The organism is Bacillus sp. T2.9-1, assembly GCF_950097965.1.
GTDB lineage: Bacteria > Bacillota > Bacilli > Bacillales > Cytobacillaceae > Niallia > Niallia hominis.
In genome coordinates this window covers 1-21,072 of record NZ_CATNHG010000118.1, presented here as the reverse complement: position 1 = coordinate 21,072, position 21,072 = coordinate 1, and the positions used below count along the sequence as shown (strand labels likewise).

The 21,072-nt window shown below is 34.7% G+C and carries 15 protein-coding genes and 1 other annotated feature; of the genes, 4 read left to right on the top strand and 11 right to left on the bottom strand.

All coding sequences use genetic code 11. The annotated features are described in order from the left end of the window. The first annotated feature begins 477 nt into the window (after positions 1-477). Positions 478-1,080 carry a 30S ribosomal protein S4 gene (gene rpsD, locus QQZ16_RS17635; RefSeq protein ID WP_031539239.1) on the top strand — a complete coding sequence of 201 codons (603 nt, stop codon included), beginning with the start codon at positions 478-480 and terminating at the stop codon, positions 1,078-1,080. 103 nt (positions 1,081-1,183) lie between these two features. Here rpsD and QQZ16_RS17630 read toward each other — a convergent pair whose 3' ends face one another. After that, complete coding sequence (locus tag QQZ16_RS17630; RefSeq protein ID WP_251628726.1) at positions 1,184-1,948, bottom strand: hypothetical protein; 765 nt, start codon at positions 1,946-1,948, stop codon at positions 1,184-1,186. A 290-nt stretch (positions 1,949-2,238) separates the two neighbouring features. Beyond that, a complete protein-coding gene (tyrS, locus tag QQZ16_RS17625; RefSeq protein WP_031540523.1) occupies positions 2,239-3,495 on the bottom strand; it encodes a tyrosine--tRNA ligase in 1,257 nt (418 codons plus the stop codon). A gap of 89 nt (positions 3,496-3,584) precedes the next feature. Continuing rightward, positions 3,585-3,816, bottom strand: a binding site (T-box leader). A gap of 148 nt (positions 3,817-3,964) precedes the next feature. Here tyrS and QQZ16_RS17620 point away from each other — a divergent pair. Then, entirely contained in the window at positions 3,965-6,817 is a 2,853-nt protein-coding gene (locus tag QQZ16_RS17620; RefSeq protein ID WP_284561557.1) for a transglycosylase domain-containing protein, read from the top strand. A 139-nt stretch (positions 6,818-6,956) separates the two neighbouring features. On the opposite strand, the gene ccpA is transcribed toward QQZ16_RS17620, so the two are convergent. Together ccpA and QQZ16_RS17610 are read right to left on the bottom strand one after the other, a co-directional pair. Further along, positions 6,957-7,955, bottom strand: a complete 999-nt coding sequence (gene ccpA / locus QQZ16_RS17615) for a catabolite control protein A (RefSeq protein WP_031540521.1) — start codon at positions 7,953-7,955, stop codon at positions 6,957-6,959. Positions 7,956-8,340: 385 nt separating this feature from the next. Beyond that, the gene (locus QQZ16_RS17610) at positions 8,341-9,417 is read right to left on the bottom strand and encodes a bifunctional 3-deoxy-7-phosphoheptulonate synthase/chorismate mutase (RefSeq protein ID WP_031540520.1); all 1,077 of its coding nucleotides are present in this window, start codon (positions 9,415-9,417) and stop codon (positions 8,341-8,343) included. 260 nt (positions 9,418-9,677) lie between these two features. On the opposite strand from QQZ16_RS17610, the gene pilM reads away from it, so the two are divergent. Beyond that, the gene (pilM, locus tag QQZ16_RS17605; protein ID WP_284561556.1) at positions 9,678-11,837 is read left to right on the top strand and encodes a cell division protein FtsA; all 2,160 of its coding nucleotides are present in this window, start codon (positions 9,678-9,680) and stop codon (positions 11,835-11,837) included. 132 nt (positions 11,838-11,969) lie between these two features. On the opposite strand, the gene ytxJ is transcribed toward pilM, so the two are convergent. The 3 genes from ytxJ to QQZ16_RS17590 form a co-directional block, all read right to left on the bottom strand. Beyond that, positions 11,970-12,296 carry a bacillithiol system redox-active protein YtxJ gene (gene ytxJ, locus QQZ16_RS17600; protein WP_031540518.1) on the bottom strand — a complete coding sequence of 109 codons (327 nt, stop codon included), beginning with the start codon at positions 12,294-12,296 and terminating at the stop codon, positions 11,970-11,972. Between the two features lie 208 nt (positions 12,297-12,504). Next, complete coding sequence (locus QQZ16_RS17595; protein WP_031540517.1) at positions 12,505-12,972, bottom strand: YtxH domain-containing protein; 468 nt, start codon at positions 12,970-12,972, stop codon at positions 12,505-12,507. Between the two features lie 17 nt (positions 12,973-12,989). Continuing rightward, positions 12,990-13,433 carry a DUF948 domain-containing protein gene (locus QQZ16_RS17590; RefSeq protein ID WP_035416867.1) on the bottom strand — a complete coding sequence of 148 codons (444 nt, stop codon included), beginning with the start codon at positions 13,431-13,433 and terminating at the stop codon, positions 12,990-12,992. 270 nt (positions 13,434-13,703) lie between these two features. Here QQZ16_RS17590 and QQZ16_RS17585 point away from each other — a divergent pair, with 270 nt between their 5' ends. Further along, positions 13,704-14,819: an aminopeptidase gene (locus tag QQZ16_RS17585; protein ID WP_031540515.1), complete on the top strand. Its 1,116-nt coding sequence runs from the start codon at positions 13,704-13,706 to the stop codon at positions 14,817-14,819. Between the two features lie 124 nt (positions 14,820-14,943). On the opposite strand, the gene murC is transcribed toward QQZ16_RS17585, so the two are convergent. The 4 genes from murC to QQZ16_RS17565 all read right to left on the bottom strand — a co-directional run bounded on the left by murC (position 14,944) and on the right by QQZ16_RS17565 (position 20,958). Next, positions 14,944-16,242, bottom strand: coding sequence for a UDP-N-acetylmuramate--L-alanine ligase (gene murC / locus QQZ16_RS17580; protein WP_031540514.1), 1,299 nt, complete (start codon positions 16,240-16,242; stop codon positions 14,944-14,946). Positions 16,243-16,698: 456 nt separating this feature from the next. Further along, positions 16,699-19,212, bottom strand: a complete 2,514-nt coding sequence (locus QQZ16_RS17575; protein WP_284561555.1) for a DNA translocase FtsK — start codon at positions 19,210-19,212, stop codon at positions 16,699-16,701. 381 nt (positions 19,213-19,593) lie between these two features. Next, positions 19,594-20,394: a DUF1444 domain-containing protein gene (locus QQZ16_RS17570; RefSeq protein WP_284561554.1), complete on the bottom strand. Its 801-nt coding sequence runs from the start codon at positions 20,392-20,394 to the stop codon at positions 19,594-19,596. Positions 20,395-20,643: 249 nt separating this feature from the next. Continuing rightward, positions 20,644-20,958 carry a thioredoxin family protein gene (locus tag QQZ16_RS17565; RefSeq protein WP_031540511.1) on the bottom strand — a complete coding sequence of 105 codons (315 nt, stop codon included), beginning with the start codon at positions 20,956-20,958 and terminating at the stop codon, positions 20,644-20,646. Positions 20,959-21,072 lie beyond the last annotated feature (114 nt).

Below are 21,072 nucleotides of genomic sequence, written 5' to 3'. Positions count from 1 at the left end.
CATAGAGGAAAGGTCGAGACCCCACAGCCGGAACGGCGAGGAGGCTCGACTTCCTCCCCGCGGAAAGCAAGTGCCTGTAGCGGAAAGGAACGGTCTATTGATCCCAAAAAATTTTACGAAAACAGCCTGACTATAAATAGAGTAAGTATAGAAAGCGTTAACAATAGAGATAGCAAACACACTGAAAAAGAGAGAAATTCCGACGATAAAAAATTTCTCCCACAAATACTTGACTCAAACTAATAGTAAACTCTACTTGACTTTTCACCTATAAAAATCATATAATATTCTTTGTGTAAAATAGCGCAGCATATGTATACACTTTTTATTCTATTTTGTTCCTCAGGAATCATTTCTGATGGTGTATTGTGTAACCCTTGGCTGCTAGGGCGAAGGTACAGGAAGACAAAATAAATAAGAAGACATGTTACATCTGTTTTTATTTTACCAAATAAAAACATGAAGGAGGAGTCAATTATGGCTCGTTATACAGGTCCAAGCTGGAAACTTTCTCGTCGTCTTGGTATTTCATTAAGTGGTACAGGTAAGGAGTTAGACAAACGTCCTTACGCTCCAGGACAACATGGTCCAAACCAACGTAAAAAATTATCAGAATACGGATTACAATTACAAGAAAAACAAAAACTTCGTCACATGTATGGTGTGAACGAACGTCAATTCCGTAATCTTTTTGATATCGCAGGCAAAATGACTGGTAAGCATGGTGAAAACTTCATGATCTTATTAGAAACTCGCCTAGATAACGTTGTTTACCGTTTAGGTTTAGCTCGTACACGTCGTCAAGCACGTCAATTAGTTAACCATGGTCACATCTTAGTTGATGGCAAGCGCGTTGATATCCCATCATACCGCGTTAAATCTGGTCAAACTATCACTTTACGTGAAAAATCTCGCAACCTTGAAGTTGTTAAAGAAGCAGTAGAAGTAAATAACTTCGTACCTGATTTCTTAACTTTCGATGCAGATAAATTAGAAGGTACATTCACTCGTTTACCAGAACGTTCTGAATTACCAGCTGAAATTAACGAAGCTCTTATCGTTGAGTTCTACTCTCGTTAATAGAATTGTTATATTTAGAAAATCCCTGATTCCATATGGAATCAGGGATTTTCTATTTTAGTGAAGATGCTTAAAAAGAATTATTTATTATTCGATGCTTTTATTAAAACTCTCTTTCTTCTCCCATTGGGAAAAGCAGCGCTCCCCAATCAATCTTCTCTTTTTTTCGCGGCCTTCTCACAAGGATATTATTAATATAAAGTCCTTCCTCATAAAAAAATGTCGCTACTTGGACTTGATGAAAAAACGGAAAGAACAATTCTTTTATTCTAATCTCTAAGTCCCTTGTGTATTTAATGTTTGGCAAACTAATTTGAATAACTGTTTTATCCCGTTTTTGTTCATACACTAGCCAGTATTCATGCACTACTTGAGATATTATCTTTTGAAATTCTATATTGTTCTTTTCACAAGTATAGCTCTCCCTCTCACCTAAAACCCTTGGATTCTTGATTAACTCTATAACTCCCTCATTTTGAACACCTAGACTCCATTCTGGCGAAACGAGATCACCAGTTAAGATTGTCGGAAAGACATCCATTCGATCCTCGACTTTCATCTGTTTCTCTATATAATTTATTATCGCAAAATAAGAGGAACGAATATCCCGGCGTTTTACTTTTGTTACTATTTGATCGTATATTTCTTGACGCAAATTAGTTAGAGTCACAACATTATTTTTCCATCTTACTTTATCGAAAAGCATTTGAAATTCCGGTATTACATAACTGCTTTCAAAATGGCTTAAAGGGTACTGGAAGGCAATGGAGTAATGGTCTTTTTCATAATACTTCATCATAAACATCCGCATTACTATATACTCTAAAAAAGGAGACGGTACATTTAATACTTCACTGTTTAATTTCATCGCTTATACAGGAGAGGTAAATCTATTCTACATCTACCCGTTTCTCCCTCCCTTAATTAATTGTTTATGTCTATAAGTATAAATCATTTTATAGAATAAACAGATTGCAATTGGAAGAAAATATATCTTTTTCACATTTTAGACAATATTTTGTAACAAAATGTTGCCATTAGAAAAAGAGGAAGCAATAAGATAGAACCTTCACAATTGAATATTTTGCTTGAGCATATACAGTTTCTCCCTTTCATAAAAAAAATGCCTCAAAAGTAATCCTTTTGAGGCATTTCCCTTTAAAACTTAATTAAATAATATTTTTTCTTTCCACGTCGAATGACAGTAAACTGTCCTTCAATCCGATCTTCCTCTGTCAGGACATAATCTAATGCCTGTTTCCGTTCCCCATTAATATAGACAGCTCCATTAGTTATATCTTCACGCGCTTGTCTTTTCGAAGATACAATCCCTGCTGCTACAAGTAAATCTACAAGAAGGGCTTCTCCCTCTTTATGTTCATATGTCGGCACATCTTTAAAACCTTGTTTTATTTCTTCTGCAGTTAAGTTTTTTATATCACCGCTAAACAATGCTGCAGTTATCTTTTGTGCTTGTTCAAGTGCCACTTCGCCATGAATTAATTTTGTCATTTCTTCTGCCAATGTTTTTTGTGCCTTACGTAGATGTGCTTCCTCTTGTACCGATTTTTCTAATGCTTCTATTTCTTCTTTTGAAAGGAAAGTAAAGAATTTTAGATATTTAATTACATCTGCATCGGCAGTATTAATCCAAAATTGATAAAACTCATATGGAGTTGTTTTTTCAGGATCTAACCAAACTGCTCCACTTTCCGTTTTCCCAAACTTAGTGCCATCTGCTTTTGTTACAAGAGGTATCGTTAACCCGTAGGCCTTTGCACCTTCTGGCATATTCTTTCTAATTAATTCTAATCCAGTTGTAATATTTCCCCATTGGTCGCTGCCGCCAATTTGCAATTTGCAATCATGGTTTTCATATAAATGTAAAAAGTCCAATGCTTGTAATATCGTATACGTGAATTCTGTAAAGGAAATTCCTGTTTCCAAACGATTCGCAATCGTATCTTTTGCTAACATATAATTGATACCAATATGCTTTCCATAATCACGTAGGAAGGTTACAATATCCATCTTCCCTGCCCAGTCATAGTTATTAACCATTACTGCACCATTTGCTCCATCAAAATCAAAGATTCTTTCTAATTGAGATTGCAAGCATTTCACATTGTGTCCAATAACGTCTAATGTTTGCAGCTTTCTTTCTTCGCTTTTTCCACTTGGGTCTCCAATTAAACCAGTTGCCCCACCGACTAATACAATTGGTCGATGCCCAGCATTTTGAAAACGTCTTAATGTTAGAAATGGCAGTAAATGGCCAATATGCATACTATCAGCAGTTGGATCCACTCCACAATACAAACTAGTCATTCCTTTTGCTAATTGCTCTTTCAAGCCATCTTCGTCTGTTTGTTGATAAATAATCCCTCTCCACTGAAGATCTTCTAGTAAGTTCATTTATATTCCTCCATTAATTATAAGTAGTTGTACTTATCATATTTTTCGTTATTGTTGATAGGTAACGCAAAAAAGTCCCTGCAATTAAATGCAGGGACGCCAAATTAGCGCGGTACCACCCAAAACTTGAGAAAATGATTCTCCACTTTAATTAGAATAACGGTTTCTACCGTTCACTGCTACTAATACACAAATATGCGCAATTTTCCCAGTGAAAGCTCCAGGAGGTAATTCATCCTTTTATTTATACCATTTTCCACCAACCAATGGCTCTCTGTTTCTAGTGATAAAAGAACTACTTCTTCCCTTCAAAGCAATAACGAATCAATATATATAGTTAGCTTATTTTTACCATAGTAAAGCTATTAATGTCAAACAATTATTCGAAAAAAGAGGAAAAATACCGAACTCTGTCTATATTCCCTTCTTCTTTATGCTATAATGTATGTGATTTTAGGGGGAATGATACATGAATGAAAGGCCGAAGTGGAAAAATGCATTAAACCATTTTAAAAACTTCTTCACCAATAAAAGAACAATAAAAGGAGCCCGTGTAACCTATGAGGTAACATGGAATGTTACCTTGCTGTTTATCATTATTATCGTGATAGGCGGGGCATTTGGCCTCGGAATTGGTGCAGGATACTTTGCATCACTTGTTAAAGATGAGCCAATTCGTCCTTATGCTTCCATGCAAAAAGAAATTTACAATTATGAAGAAACATCCGAACTATACTTTGCCAACAATGATTTTCTAGGAAAAGTTCCTACTGACCTTGAAAGAGAAGAAGTAAAAATTAAAGATGTTTCATCCTATTTAAAGGATGCTGTGATTGCTACAGAGGATGAAAATTTCTATACCCATAACGGAGTAGTCCCAAAAGCAATTTTCCGTGCATTATTTCAAGAAGTTGCTAACACTTCCACTCAATCAGGAGGAAGTACGTTAACACAACAATTGATAAAGAATCAAATCTTAACAAATGAAGTATCTTTTGAAAGAAAAGCTAAGGAAATATTACTAGCGCTGAGGCTAGAGAAATTTTTTGACAAGGATGAAATATTAGAAGCATACTTAAATGTTTCAACTTTTGGAAGAAATTCTTCTGGCAGAAACATTGCTGGTGTACAAGCAGCAGCAAACGGAATCTTTGGAGTGGAAGCTAAAGACTTAACATTGCCGCAGGCTGCATTTATTGCAGGACTCCCGCAAAGTCCATTTGGTTATACTCCTTTTACCCAAGAAGGAAAGCTAAAAAAGAACTTAGAACCTGGTTTAAATCGAATGAAAACCGTTTTAAACCGAATGTATGATCAAGAAAAAATTTCTAAAAAAGAATATGAAGCTGCTATAGCATATGATATAACGGAGGATTTTATTGGTCCTAAAAAAAGTCCAATTGAAGAATATCCTGCTTTAACTATTGAGATACAACAAAGAAGTATAGAAATTATTGCTGAGCTGTTAGCAAAAGAAGACGGATATACAAAAGAAGACTTACAAGCAGATGACATATTAGCAGAACAGTACAACATAATTGCTGACCGTCAAATTCATCAAAATGCTTATAAAATTCATAGCACTATTAATAAGAAAATTTATGATATTCAACAAGAAACGGTTAAAAACTCTCAACTATTTGGTCCAGACAAGCCACAACAAGTGATTGATCCAGAAACGAATGAAAAAGTAACCATTATGGAACCAGTAGAAACGGGAGCAATTCTAATAGAAAATAAAACCGGAGCGATTATCAGCTTTGTTGGGGGACGTGATTATAATCGAGAAGCGACAAACCATGCTACAAGCAGTGTTAGACCAAATGGATCAACAATGAAACCACTACTAGTATATGCTCCTGCCATTGAACTAGGCACATTATCACCAGGTAGTGTTCTTCCAGACTTACCATTAAAGTTAAACCCTAGTACACCAGGAAAAGTATGGCCAAACAACTATGATTTTCGGTTCCATGGGTTGGTAACAGCAAGATATGCATTGCAACAATCCTATAACGTTCCTGCTGTTAAGGCATATATTGATATCATGCCGCAAAACCCAATGAAATATCTAGAAAAAATGGGTATTACTACTTTAGATGAACAAGATTATTCTACAAGATCTGCCGCTATCGGAGGGCTTTCATATGGGTTAACTGTTGAAGAAAATACAAATGCATTTTCTACATTTGCTAATAGCGGTAAACATATTGATGCATATATGATTGAAAAAATTGAAGATAAAGATGGAAATATTATTTATCAACATGAAGTACAGCCCGTGGATGTATTTAGTCCACAAACTGCATATTTAACATTAGATATGATGAGAGATGTTATTAATCAAGGAACAGCAGCTGCTGTAAATGGCCGCTTAAAATTCCACTCAGATTGGGCTGGAAAAACTGGTACAACACAGGATTTAAATGATTCTTGGTTAATTGCCACCAATCCGAATGTTACATTCGGAGTATGGACCGGCTATGATACACCAAAATCATTAGAAACATCTGGCTTATCATACAGTAAACGTAATAATTATTTATGGGCAGATTTATTGAACGCTGCATACGACATAGCACCTGAGCTCATTGATCCTTCAGAAACCTTTAAAATGCCTGGTGGAATCGTAAGACAATCTGTTTGTTCTATTTCTGGACTACTTCCTTCTGAGGGCTGCTCCAAAGCTGGGTTAGTTACTACCGATTTATTTAAATCTGGTACTGTTCCATCCAAAAAGGATGATAGCTTAGTTGCTGGTAAATATGTTGAGATTAACAATAAAAAATACATGGCCTTAGATTCAACACCAAGTGAATTTGCCGAAGAAGGATTAATGTTAAATCCAGATTACATTGAAAAATTATTTGGTATACGCATTAGTGATTCAAGTATATTAAGCGAAAATAATCCAAAGCTGAAGAATCTTATCATTCCAAATAATAAGATTGAAGACAATGGTAAGGCACCTAATGCACTGAAAATAAGTCAAAAAGGTGATACGATTACATGGAGCAAACATAATGAAAAAGATGTTATTGGCTATCGTGTATATAAGGATGGAAAAAAGGTACAAAGCATAAAAGCAGGCAATACATTGAGCTTTAAAGCAAGTAATGGAACCTTTATCGTTAAGGCTGTTGATATTGCGGGGAAAGAATCAAAAGCATCAAATGAAATTGTTATAGGAAAAGTGCAAGAAGAACAAAAAGAAGAAAAATCCGACAATAAAAAAGAAAATAATGAAGAAAACACGAAACAAGAGAACCAGCAAAACAATGCAGAACAAACCAAGGATGATGGTGAGAAAGAGAATAATTAAAGCATATTTGAGGGGAGAATCATCATTGATTCTCTCTTCTTTTTATCCTTATTACACACACCTTCCCAAAATCTTAATCATTTTCCCATACAAAAAACCAAAGCTAGAATTTTCTCCAGCTTTGGTTTTTAATAAATCATTATTTTGTTGATTTACGAGATTCAATACGGTGTGGAAGTGTTACAATATGATCTTCCACCGTTTCTTTATTCATATATTTGGTCAGCAATCTCATTGCTACTGCCCCTATATCATATAAAGGTTGTACAACAGTTGTTAGTTGTGGACGTACCATTAAAGTTAATTTCGTATTATCAGATGTCACAATTTCAAAATCTTCCGGAACTTTATATCCCTTATCTTCTGCTCCATGAATTACCCCTAAAGCCATTTCATCTGAACCAACAAAGATAGCGGTTGGTTTATTATCAATTTCCATTAATTTATCAAAAGATTCCATACCAGATTCATAGGTATAATCTCCCTCAATTACTAAATCTTCATTATAAGCAATCCCAGCTGCCTCTAAAGCCTTCTTATAACCGCCTAATTTCTCATTTTTATTGATTGGCTCTTCTAAGGATCCTAGAACAATTGCAATGGACTTATGACCCTTCTCCACAAAGCTAGTCACCACATCATATGCAGCCTGAGCATAATCAATATTAACAGAAGAAATCTTCTTGCTTTCCTCTATACTAGCAGCAAGAACGATTGGCACAGGAGACTTCTCAAACTCAGTAACATGTTCCTCTGTTATATTACCACCCATAAATACAATACCATCCACTTGTTTTCCTAACATCGTGTTTAATAAGTGTAGCTCTTTATCTTTATTTTGATCAGAGTTACTTAAAATAATATTATATTTATACATTGTAGCAATATCTTCAATCCCTCTAGCTAATTCTGCAAAGAAAGTACTTGATATATCTGGAATAATTACTCCAACAGTTGTTGTTTTCTTACTTGCAAGCCCTCTCGCTACTGCATTGGGACGATATCCTAATCGATCGATAACTTCTAGAACCTTTTTTCTTGTTGTTGGCTTTACGTTCGGATTTCCATTAACAACACGGGAAACGGTTGCCATAGAAACACTCGCTTCTCTTGCAACGTCATATATTGTTATATTCATTGTTATTTTGCACTCCTTTTAGTCGAACTAATTTCTTTCTATTATTTTACGGCAAGAAGCTACTTCCTAATCATAATCGATTTTTATTTAGCTAATCTTGTCTAATTATGTACTAATGATACGATATCGTCGCAAAAGCCGCAATGACAAGCTTTCATTTTTTTTCAAAAAAATCGACTTTTTTTCGTCATTTAGTAAAAAAAACCTTATTTGAGCATTCTTCCATTCAGTTTACCATAAAAACGAGAAAAATATAAATAATTATCCTATTGATGTATAAGTAATCATTTATATTACATAGTTTTTCTTTACCCGTTTAAAAGATAAAAAACCCGTTCATGTTAGTTTAACACGAACGGGACTCTTTACCTATTCTACTAGAGCTTTAAACTCTTACATACGGTGTAGATTGTATTGCTCGGTAAAATTCATCAAATTGTTCAATGTCCATTTGCTGTGCAGAATCAGATAATGCTACTGCAGGATCAGGATGAACTTCTGCCATTACTCCATCTGCCCCAATAGCTAAAGCTGCCTTTGCACAAGGTAATAACAAATCTTTTCTTCCTGTCGAATGTGTTACATCAACAAAGACTGGCAGATGCGTTTCCTGTTTTAAGATAGGAACCGCAGAGATATCTAATGTATTTCTTGTTGCACGCTCATACGTACGAATACCACGTTCGCAAAGGATAATTTGGTCATTCCCTTGGGACATGATATATTCTGCAGCATTTATAAATTCTTCTATCGTTGCCGCTAATCCACGTTTTAATAGAATTGGTTTTTTCACACTACCAGCTGCTTTTAATAATTCAAAGTTTTGCATATTACGTGCACCAATTTGAATGACATCAATATAATCTAGAGCTGTTTCGATATGCTCCGTACTCACAATCTCACTGATTACTGCTAAATCATATTCATCTGCTACTCTTTTTAATATTTTTAAACCTTCTACACCTAGGCCTTGGAAATCATAAGGAGATGTTCTCGGCTTAAATGCACCACCACGAAGAAGCTTTAGCCCTTTTGCTTGCACCGATGCAGCAACTTGAGCTACTTGCTCATAAGATTCAACTGAACAAGGACCAAACACAAATTTTGGCGTACCATCACCAATTTTTGTTCCTTTAATATCAACAATTGTATCCTCTGCCTTTTTCTTACGTGATACTAATAATGCTTTACTATCATCTTCTTGTTGTAATTGTAAGCCCATTTTAAAAATCTGCTTAAATAAATGAGAAATAGTTCCATTATCAAATGGACCATTATTTTTATTTAAAATATGATCAAGCATCTTTCTTTCACGGACTGGATCATATCGATGTACACCGTGGGTATCTTTTGTTTGCGCAATTTTTTGAACAAGGCTTGCACGCTCATTAATTTTTTCTAAAATTTCTAAGTTTAGCTCATCTACACGATTACGTAATTCTTCCAATTCCTTATTGCTCACAATCATCCTCATCCCTTCATTAAAAAAGACCAAAACCGTATAATTCCATTATACAATTTGCCTAGATTCTTTATACAAATACAAAAATATGTTACATTTCTTTTAATTGGATTAATTATAAATCAAATTTATCGCCTTGTCACTATTTTTCTTTAATAATTAAACGCTTTTAAGCGTTAAAGCGTTATAATTAATATGTTAATAAATGATTCTGCCTTGAACAAGAGTTTATATTTAAATAAAAAAGAAGGTGTTTTTCTGTGCAAAATAATGAAAAACTGTTTGCATTAGATATTGGTACTCGCTCCGTTGTCGGTATTATCTTAGAAAAGAAAGAAGACAAATATCATGTTTCTGACCTTTTAGCCATTGAACATACAGAAAGAGCAATGTTAGATGGTCAAATTCATGACGTATTAGCCGTATCTAAAATTATTAAAGAAATTAAAAATCAATTAGAAATAAAACATGGCCCTCTGGAAAAAGTTAGTGTTGCAGCTGCTGGAAGAGCTTTAAAGACAGAACGAGCATCTTATGAAATGAACATAGAAAGAAAACCGTTAATTACAAAAGAAGATATATTACATTTGGAATTGACTGCTGTGCAGCAAGCTCAAAGCTCTGTTGCAGAAAAAAATGAACGTGATAAAGGACAATTTTATTATTGTGTTGGCTATTCTGTTCTCCACTATTCTCTTGATGATCAAGAAATGGGTAGCTTAATTGACCAGCAAGGTTTAATTGCAAAAGTAGAAATTATCGCTACTTTTTTACCTAAGGTTGTTGTCGAATCCCTGATAGCTGCTTTACATAGAGCAGATTTAGAAATGCAAGCTTTAACGCTTGAACCAATTGCAGCCATCAATGTACTTATACCCCCCTCCATGAGAAGATTAAATGTTGCTTTAGTAGACATTGGGGCTGGAACATCTGATATAGCAATTACTGATTCTGGTACTGTTATTGCCTATGGAATGGTCCCCGTTGCGGGAGATGAAATAACCGAGGCACTAAGTGATGCATATTTATTAGACTTTCCACTGGCAGAGAAGGCGAAAAGAGAATTATCTCAAAATGATCATATTGAGATTTCAGATATCCTTGGATTCACGACTGAATTACATAAAGAAGAGGTTATTAAAGAAATCGAGCCAGCACTAGATAAATTGGCAGATACCATCTGTAGGGAAATTCTTTCGTTAAATAATCACAAATCACCTAAAGCAGTAATGCTAGTTGGTGGCGGAAGCCAAACGCCGGCATTACAGTTGAAGATTGCAGAAATGCTAAATTTGCCTGCTAATAGAGTTGCAATAAGAGGAATCGATGCTATCACCCAACTAACCTTTGAAAAGTCCTTCCACTTTGGACCAGAGCTTGTAACACCAATTGGAATCGCTATTACAGCTGAAAAAATGCCAGTCCAATATAAAACGGTTTATATTAATGAACAACCTGTCAGATTATTTGAAGTAAATAAATTAACCGTTGGAGATTGTCTTTTGGCATCTGGCATAAAGATGACCCAGCTATATGGAAAACCAGGCAATGCTATGATTGTTACGATAAATAATCAAAAAATAACTATTCCAGGAAGTCATGGCAAAGGACCAACTATTTTAAGAAATGAAATACCTTGCTCATTAGAAGATACAGTGAAGGATGGAGAAGCATTAACCGTTTACCGTGGGAAGGATGGAGAACAAGCAATTGTTCAAATAAAGGACTTAATTGATACAGAAGCAGACAAAAATATTATGATTAATAATAAAAGCTATACGATTCATTCTAAGATTATATGCAATGGAGAAGCTGTTTCAAGTGATTACCAAGTAGAAGATAAAGATATCATCGTATATCACGCAGATACCACCATTCATGAGGCATTAAAATCACTAAATTTAACCCATCTTATTGATGAACTTCAGCCATTCCAACTTTTAATAAACGGAAAAGAAACGATTCTTCCTGCTTTTTCTGGAAAAATTATTAAGAATGGTTTGCCTTGTCGTATAAGTCAGTATTTTGAACATAATGATGAAATTATATTAGAACAAAGAAAAACACCAACTGTTCAAGAATTAACAGAAAAAAAACAAATTTTAATGTACCAAATACTTCCTGTCTATTTTAATGACAAAAAAATAACCCTTACAAAACAATTAGCACAAATACAAAGAAAGGGACAAATTCTACAACTGGATGATCTTTTATACAGTGGAGATGACATTAGAATAGAGCAAAAACCATTTGAGGGGTTTTTATTTCAAGATTTATTCGCTTTTGTAAATATTAATATGCCTCAAAACGGCGGGGGATCTTTTCAGCTTTTACGAAACGGAGAACGTGCAACCTTTTTAACCCCTATAAAAAAAAACGATAAGCTTTCAATCGTTTGGCCTGTTAAAACAGGAAGTTAGAATAAAGACAAATAAACGGTTATAAATCATTTAACATTACAAAAGGAAGTCAGACTACCATCTTCCGACTTCCTTTTTATGTAAAATTTGATTTTTACTTATCTTTAGCTGAATCGCTAGGACTACCCTACATTATCTTTCTATCACAGCTTTTTGTAAAGAATCTACCGTTATTTTTCCATGTGATGTATGCCAAACAATATGATTGTTTTCAAAAAGTAACGCTTGCGGAGATTCATGCCTTACTTGATAATTTTCTGCAATATAGTTAGATAATGCTCTTGATTCTTGTACAGCTAAATAGTATGTAGCGATTTCTTTATTATCTTCCGCATATTGTTTATATTCATCAAAAGCATTCGCACTAATTGGACATGTCAAGCTATGCTTAACCAACCAAAATATCTCTTTACTTTGAACAAGACCTTCAAATTTTTCAACAGTGTCTATTTTTTTCATTTCTAACCATCCTATCTTAAATAGCTTTCCTAAGACTCTTTAACTAATCGAAAGGGTTCTAGAAAGGAATCAATCTACTTAAAACAGCCTATATACCTATTGGCTATCTGCATGTAGCTTAACTTAAAAGACTGTCTCTTTTTAGCGTAGAAAGCGAATGGTAATATAGACTGCAAACTTTAACGATATTTTATACAAATCGTCCTTATCAATGATTGTATTTACTTTCTGTTTCATCAAATGCTTTTTTTGTTTCTGCTAGTTTTTGTTGAATTTCATCAAATTCCGAGCTTTTTAAACTAGTACTTAAATCAGATGCCTCTTCTTTCAGTTCATCAAAATGATCAGAAGTATTATCTTGTGCTTTCGTACTTTTCACCTTATCCATAATATCACTAGAAGTTTTTGTTACTACATTACTAATCTTGTCTGTTTTATCCTTCGCAATGGAAATGAACTCTGTGCCTTTTTCTTTTACAGTATCCGTTAATTCAATTCCTTTATCCTTCCAAGCTCCTGCTTGTCCGTTCAAATCATGAAGCAATTCTTTTCCAGGCTTTGGAGCAAGAAATAAAGCGGTAGCTGCACCGACAACCCCACCTAAAATGGCACCGACTAGAAAATCCTTCGTACTTGAGTTTTCATTTGCATGGATTATTTCTTGTTCTCGCTTCATTATTAAACATCCTCCTTTTAATTACTTCTTACTCGCGTTCGATTTTGTTCTGTCTTTCTAGCTTGCCACTGATCTTTAATATTCATAAATACTTTGCTATATTGAACAATTTGAGCTATTTTATCTTGATTTTTCGTAAGTGTATTTTCTACATTTTGCGTAATCGTTTGAACAGACTGATTAAAACCTTGTACACTTGTTCCTACATCCTTGACTGCATCTACGACTGAATTTAAACTTTCCGATTTCTGTTGAATATCTGTAGCTAAATCATTCGTTTTTTGTAATAAAATTGTTGTTTCTCTTGTAACGCCATCTAATTGCCTTTCTAACCCGACAAGTGTTTTTGAAACACTATCAAGCGTGATATGTAGTGATTTCAATGTTCTAGCAACATAAATGACTAGAATTGTAAATGCTATAGCTATTAAAGCTACACTTAAATATAAAAGATTTATCATCCTTATCGCACCTCCACTTTATTGGTCTTTTCCCACAATCGGTATGACTAAAACCTTAGTTTTATTATAATTGGAAAAACTTACAGAAACAAATGATTCCTTTCCATTCCTCTACTACGGGACCATGTTTGTGGAGAAAAATAATAGAAAGAGTCCGATTCTGATTATTTTTTTCTTATTTCTTATTTTTTATAACCGTTTATATTTAAGGAAAAAATTTTTTCGGGTACAATAAGAAAGTTATCACATTTATAAAACTTGGAGGTACATATGAAAGATCCACGCATTGATCAACTAGCAAAAAATTTAATTAATTATTCTGTTCGTTTACAAAAAGGAGAAAAAGTACTTATTGAAAACTTTGGACTTCAAAAGGAGCTTGTAAAAGCCCTTGTCCGTGAAGCATACGCTGTTGGAGGTTACCCATTTGTTTCCCTAAAAGACAATGATATTAATCGTTCCTTGCTTTTAGGAGCTCAAGAAGAGCAATATGAAATGATGGCACAATTTGAAGCAAATGTAATGCGTAATATGGATGCATACATTGGGCTTCGTGCTGGCGATAACATTAATGAACTTGCAGACGTACCAGCAGAGGGAATGAAGATTGAAGGATCGACAATTGGTAAAAAGGTACATAGAGAAATTCGTGTGCCAAAAACTAGATGGGTTGTCCTACGTTATCCTAGTGCATCCATGGCACAGCTTGCGAGAATGAGCACAGATGCATTTGAGGATTTCTATTTCGATGTATGTAATCTAGATTACGGGAAAATGGATATAGCAATGGATGCCCTTGTGGAGTTAATGAATCGTACAGATAAAGTTCGTTTAGCTGGTCCTGGCACAGACTTAACCTTCTCTATTAAGGATATTCCTGCAATAAAATGTTCTGGACAAATGAATATCCCAGATGGTGAAGTCTATACTGCTCCTGTACGAGATTCAATCAATGGAGTACTAACATATAACACACCTTCCCCATATCAGGGCTTTACTTTTGAAAATGTAAGCTTAAAGTTCGAAGATGGAAAAATTGTTGAAGCAACTTCAAATGATACAGAAAGATTGAACAAAGTTCTGGATACAGATGAAGGTGCTCGTTATATTGGTGAATTTGCTATTGGAGTAAACCCATATATTTTACATCCGATGCAAGATATCTTATTCGATGAGAAAATCGATGGAAGCTTCCACTTTACACCAGGACAAGCTTACGATAACGCCTATAATGGCAATAACTCCAATATCCACTGGGATATGGTAAATATTCAACGTCCTGATTATGGTGGCGGAGAAATCTACTTTGACGATGTGCTCATCAGAAAAGATGGTAAGTTTGTCATTCCAGAATTAGAAGCATTGAATCCAGAGAATTTAAAGTAATGATATTGAAATTCTAAACATTTGGTTTTTAAAATATCCGTATAAATTGTCAAAAAAGGGATCAGAATTAACATTCTGATCCCTTTCTTTCCCCTCTTAAATATGAAGCTAAGAGTCCTATTGTCTATTCTAATGTTTTTTCATAAGCACTTTGATATTTTTGAATATCGCCTGCGCCCATAAACAAGATGACACTGTTATTATGTTCACTTAATGAAGAAATCGTTTCTTCGGAAATGATTTTGCTTCCCGGTACTTTATCTGCTAAGTCTTTTATGCTTAGCTTACCGTGATTTTCACGGGCAGAACCAAATATATCACATAGATAGGTAGAATCTGCCAAATTCAAACTGTCTGCAAATTCTTGAAGAAACGCTTGTGTACGCGAAAATGTATGTGGCTGGAATACAGCAACTACTTCACGATCAGGATATTTCTGACGTGCTGCTTCCACCGTTGCTTTGATTTCTGTAGGATGGTGGGCATAGTCATCAATAATTACCTGTGTACCGATTGTCTTTTCTGTAAATCTTCGTTTAACACCTTCAAATGTCATTAAACGTTCTTTCACGACTTCTGCGTCCAATTCTTCATAATGGCTAAGCGCGATCACCGATAGAGCATTTAAGATATTATGATCACCAAATGTCGGGATAGAGAATGTATTGTAATACGTATTACGTACATACACTTCAAACGTTGTGCCTTCCGTTGTTTTCTCCACATTCCTTGCTTGGAAGTCATTTTCGTCACCAAATCCATAAAATACTACCGGTACTTTCGCTTGAATTTTTTGCAGATGTTCATCATCTCCACAAGCAAAAATTCCTTTTTTAACTTGCCATGCCATTTCTTGAAAGGCAGAAAATACATCATCCACATTAGCAAAATAATCTGGGTGATCAAAATCAATATTAGTCATTACAGCATAATCAGGGAAATACGAAAGAAAATGTCTTCTGTATTCACAAGCTTCAAAAGCAAAATATTCTGCTCCTACTACCCCTTTACCCGTTCCGTCACCAATTAAATACGCAGTAGGCTTAGCACCTTTCATTACATGTGAAAGTAACCCAGTCGTCGATGTTTTACCATGCGCACCCGTTATGGCTATACTTGTAAATTGCTTCATAAAATCGCCAAGGAAACGATGGTAACGAATAACTGGAAGTCCTAGCTTCACTGCTTCTTCTACTTCTTCATGTGTATCAGGAAAAGCATTCCCAACAATCACATTCATTCCTGGTTTAATGTTCTCTCGTTGAAAAGGAAGAATTTTTATTCCTGCTTGTTCTAAAGCAACCTGAGTGAAAAATGTTTTCTCCACATCTGATCCTTGTACTTCGAAACCCATATCATGTAAAATTTGTGCTAATGCACTCATTCCCGACCCTTTTATACCTACGAAGTGGTAAATAGTCATATAAAGAACCTCCAACTACGCATATCTTTTAACAGTATATGATATCCTCATTCAATTTGCTAATTGCATTTATATGTATGCAATTTTGATTTTATTTTATTTTTTCTCATTTAGCATTTATTCATGTTCTCGCTAAACATTAACTTTTTTTTCCTTTTTTATTTCACATTTATTCATTATATCATCTTTTAAGTTGAAAAACTACGCAACAATACATTTCCAATGTATGACATTTTTAACCAAATGCCTTTTCTTATAGCTTTTTCGTAAAGATGTTACTCTATCCCCAAGTCTAAAATACACTCCGCTTTCCGCAGGGCTCGCACTAAAATCGCTTCTGCAGGGTCTCAAAGTGGCTCGCTACTCTCTCATTAGGTCTAGGTATAACGCTACTCTATTTTTCCAACTAATTCTTTTTTATTAATAAAATACGATTTTTTAGAAAACAGCCTTTTTTCATTCACTGTCCTGCAATTGTATTAATTCACTTTCTGTGATTAATACTTCTCTAGGCTTCGTTCCTCTTGCTTCTGATATAAACCCTTGCTTTTCCATCATATCAATCAGCCTTGCTGCCCGATTATAGCCAATTTTAAAGTTCCTTTGAAGACTAGATGTTGAAGCACCACCTTGTTCAATAATAAATTCACATGCTTCATAAAATAGCTCATCTTCTTCTTCAGACATTTGGACCTTTTTTAACAGCTCTTCTTGTTCAAATAAATATTCAGGTTTTCTTTCTTTTCTAACGTGGGCCACTACTTGATCAATTTCTTCATCTGATACAAAGGTACCTTGCAATCGTACTGGCTTTGATGTTCCATTTTCTAAAAACAGCATATCTCCTTTACCCAATAGCTTCTCGGCACCACTAATATCTATTACGGTTCGTGAATCAATTTGAGAGGAGACAGAGAAAGCGATTCGTGTCGGCACATTTGCCTTAATCAAACCGGTAATAACATCAACTGAAGGTCTCTGTGTGGCAATCAAAAGGTGAATTCCACACGCTCTTGCTTTTTGAGCTATTCTGCTAATTGCTTCTTCTACATCTGCTGGTGCCATCATCATTAAATCCGCTAATTCATCAATCACAATAACTAAATAAGGCAATTTGTCACTGTATCTTTTATGTTCATCAGCTAGTTGATTAAACTTAGTAATGTCTCTAACCCCGGCATGTGCTAATAACTCATATCTTCTTTCCATCTCTTCTACAGCCCATTTTAATGCAGCCGTTGCCGCCTTTACATCTGTAATAACGGGACTTGCTAAATGAGGCACATAATTATATGGTGCCAACTCAACCATTTTAGGATCCACTAACAATAGCTTTAATTCTTCTGGCTTTGCCTTATACAGCAAGCTAACAAGCATTGTATTTATACATACGCTTTTCCCAGAACCAGTTGCCCCAGCGATTAAGCCATGTGGCATTTTTCGTAAATCTGTTACGATTGGTTTACCGGAAATATCTAATCCCATAGCTACAGTTAAAGGAGAAGATGAATTTTTAAATTCATCGCTTTCCAAAATTTCTCTTATTAGCACAGGTCGGCTGCTTTGATTTGGCACCTCTATTCCTACCGTATGCTTTCCAGGAATTGGTGCTTCAATTCTTATATCTTTAGCAGCTAAGCTTAATTTTAGATCATCCGAAAGGTTTGTAATTTTACTAACCTTAACTCCTGGCTCAGGCTGTACTTCATATCGTGTCACAGAGGGTCCTTGTGTTACATTCACTACCTTTGCATGAACATTAAAGTTAGTAAATGTATTATTTAAAAGTAGTGTCTGCTCTTCAATCCAGCCGTCCTTTTCTATTTGCAAAATAGGGGGATGTAATAAATTTTCTTCTGGAAAAACGTAATATGGTAAATCATGATGGTTCTCTATATCCTTCTCTAGCATAGAAGTGGTTTTTTCTTCCAACTTCGGTTGCTGAAGCGGCTTCTCATAGGCTTTATTTTCGACTTTTTTATTAGCCAAAGACTGTCTATCTTTATTTAGCATCAATACATTAAAAGGCAATGGACCTTTTTTAGAAGAGGTTGCTTTCTTGTTTTCTTTTTCTTGTAATTCTGTCTCTCGCGCTTCTTCTTCAATTGCTCCAATGATTTCTTCCTTATTTTGCTCAGGAATTTTTTCTTCCCTAATTTCCAAATCTTTCAGCAAAATCGGCTGATCGTTTTGTTCTTGCTCTTCTACTAACCTTTCAGTTTGTGTAGTAATTTCATCATCCATTTCAGGTGAAACTATTTCTTCCGCTTCTAGTGAACTATCCCCACTATCCTTATATTGCAAGTTTTTCTCACTCTCTAACCATTCTTCTGTAAACAGAGAAAGTATTTCCTCTTGCTCATTAATTGGCTCGATTACTTCCTGAGTGGATGTAGGTTGTTCTTGTGCTACAGCTATCTTATCATTCACTATTTCTTTCCATGCAAGTAATTCCTCATTCTGCCTTTGTTCTGTCTGGATAGTAGCTGATTCAACCGGAGATTCAATCTCTTCTTTTACTCTTGGTTGTTGTATCGTAATACTCGTTTCTTTTCGTTCCGGGCGATTATATCCATATATAGGAGAAATTGTTTCAGTCGGCTTAAAAGGTCGATTAGAACTATATGTATTGGATGTTTGATTTTCCCTCGGATTACTTTTAGGCTCTTCTTTTAATGGACGATTAAATGGTTTATTGCTATCTTGTCTTTCATCCGCGAAAGTTTGTCTTGCTTTCTCTCTTCTAGTTTTCCTTTCCATTTCCTTCCTATCGTCTTCATCCCCATCTGGAATTAACGGAAAGCGAAAGTTTCCTTTCGGATATTGATAAATAACTTTGGAATCCATCTCTTTTTTCCATGCTGTTGATTCCTTGTTTGGTTGATCGTATACCTCTACCGTTTCTTCAATTTGGTTCAGCTCATCTTCTTCACTAACAAACTGTTTAAATACTTTCTTGAACCAATTCACACTTAATCACTCTTTCTTTCAAATCTCATTACTATTTTAACAGTTATGTTCAGAATTTCGAGCACTATTTTTTAACATCTCTTCCTTTCCCTATTCAGGAAGAGACTAAACAAAAATTAAACCTTCGATTCGTATAATAAGCGTCATCCACAAAAAAAGAGAAACGATTTGAAAGTTTTTTGATTCCTAATTGCCCTTTCATCAAGTTTCTCTTTTTAATTAAGTAAAACGGGGTAATTTCCCCGTTTTCATCAAAGGAATGGTGTTCCTCTTCTCCATGGTATCTTTCAATCTACATGCATGTTATTTTAATATAAAAACATTTCAATTAGATGTCATTCAAAAGTAATTTATGCATCGATTTGATTACATTCTATACGATTATTTTTCGCGCTTTTTATTTTTCCCTAATATAAACACTGGCTCTAATTCTCCATTTTCATAGAGAAAAGATAATGCAGTAATTGGAACTCTGCCACTTGCAAAAAAGCTCATCGTCATTTGGGCAAGTATATCATACCCTGTTTCATTTCGAATATCTCCAATTATAAGGACATCCTGATGTGGCACAGCAACAGTCATTGTTCCTTCCATCTGTTCATCCATTTCTTTTAAAAATGCATCATTTAATATCCTACTTGCATCGTAGCCATCATTACTATTTATAAAATAAAAGATATTTCCTGCAACACTGTCTGTCTTTACACTAGTTGGTAGAGACCTTACGTTAAAGAGAGCCATCTCTTTAATAGCTGTCTTTGTCCACTTTTCCTTTTCCATTAATTTCTCGTCGATGAGACGATACGTGTTTCCCATATCTAAGGCATAGTATATTCTTGTTTCTGCTGTATGCTCATCTGTTATAAATGGAATCTCTTCATTTGATTGCTGTGGAAAAGAAGTAGAACGTATAACAGGAAAGATTTTTTTCTCTTTCCCATCTATTTTGCTATCTTTTTCAATTGCTCCTAATCCATGCTCAATATAATAAACAATCTCATCTACTGCTTTCTCTTTTTGTGTTTCCCATTTTGCAATTATTTCAGGTAAAGAGACCGTAACGCCCTTGCCTGTCTGCTTGCTTTCTATGCGTACCAAATCTTTTTTACTATCAAAAGTAAATGTCCGATCCTCGTTATTAATTCGTTGTTTAAGCATGTCCTTCATTTTTTTACTGGTCATTTTCATTCTTGCTTCACTTCCGTCCTATTGGGTGTCATTTTTTTATTATACTCTATCCCATCTTATATTCATCATTTTGATGATGAATTTTATTCAAATCAATGGAAAAAGGTTATCTCAAATAGAAAAATATAGCAGGAAACTATGTTATTCCTACGCTATATTTTTTATGGGAGACAACCTTTTAACGTAAACAAATCTTCTTAAACTGCTTCTCACTTATGCACGTAATAAATACGCACCATTCCTTTATAAAGACTCAATAAATTTTTCAATTTCTTCTTGTGTTTTTCGATCCTTGCTTACAAATCTGCCTAGTTCTTTTCCGCCTTCAAAAGCAATAAAGCTTGGAATGCCAAATACGTCTAATTCGATGCATGTATCAATAAATTTATCTCGATCCACATGTACAAATGTATAGTTATCATATTTAGCTTCTACTTCTGGCATAAATGGTTCAATAAATCGACAGTCTCCACACCATTGTGCTGAAAAAAGAAAAATATGTTTTTCCGGACTATTTTTAAGCTCTGTAAATTCTTCTACTGATTGTAAATCTTTCATTGTAAAGCCCCCTTAAATAATTCATGCCACTTTCTTTAAATAGTATCAGAATTCCCTTTTCCTAACTACTAATATGCTTTCCTAGTTTGAGTCAAGTATTTGTGGGAGAAATTT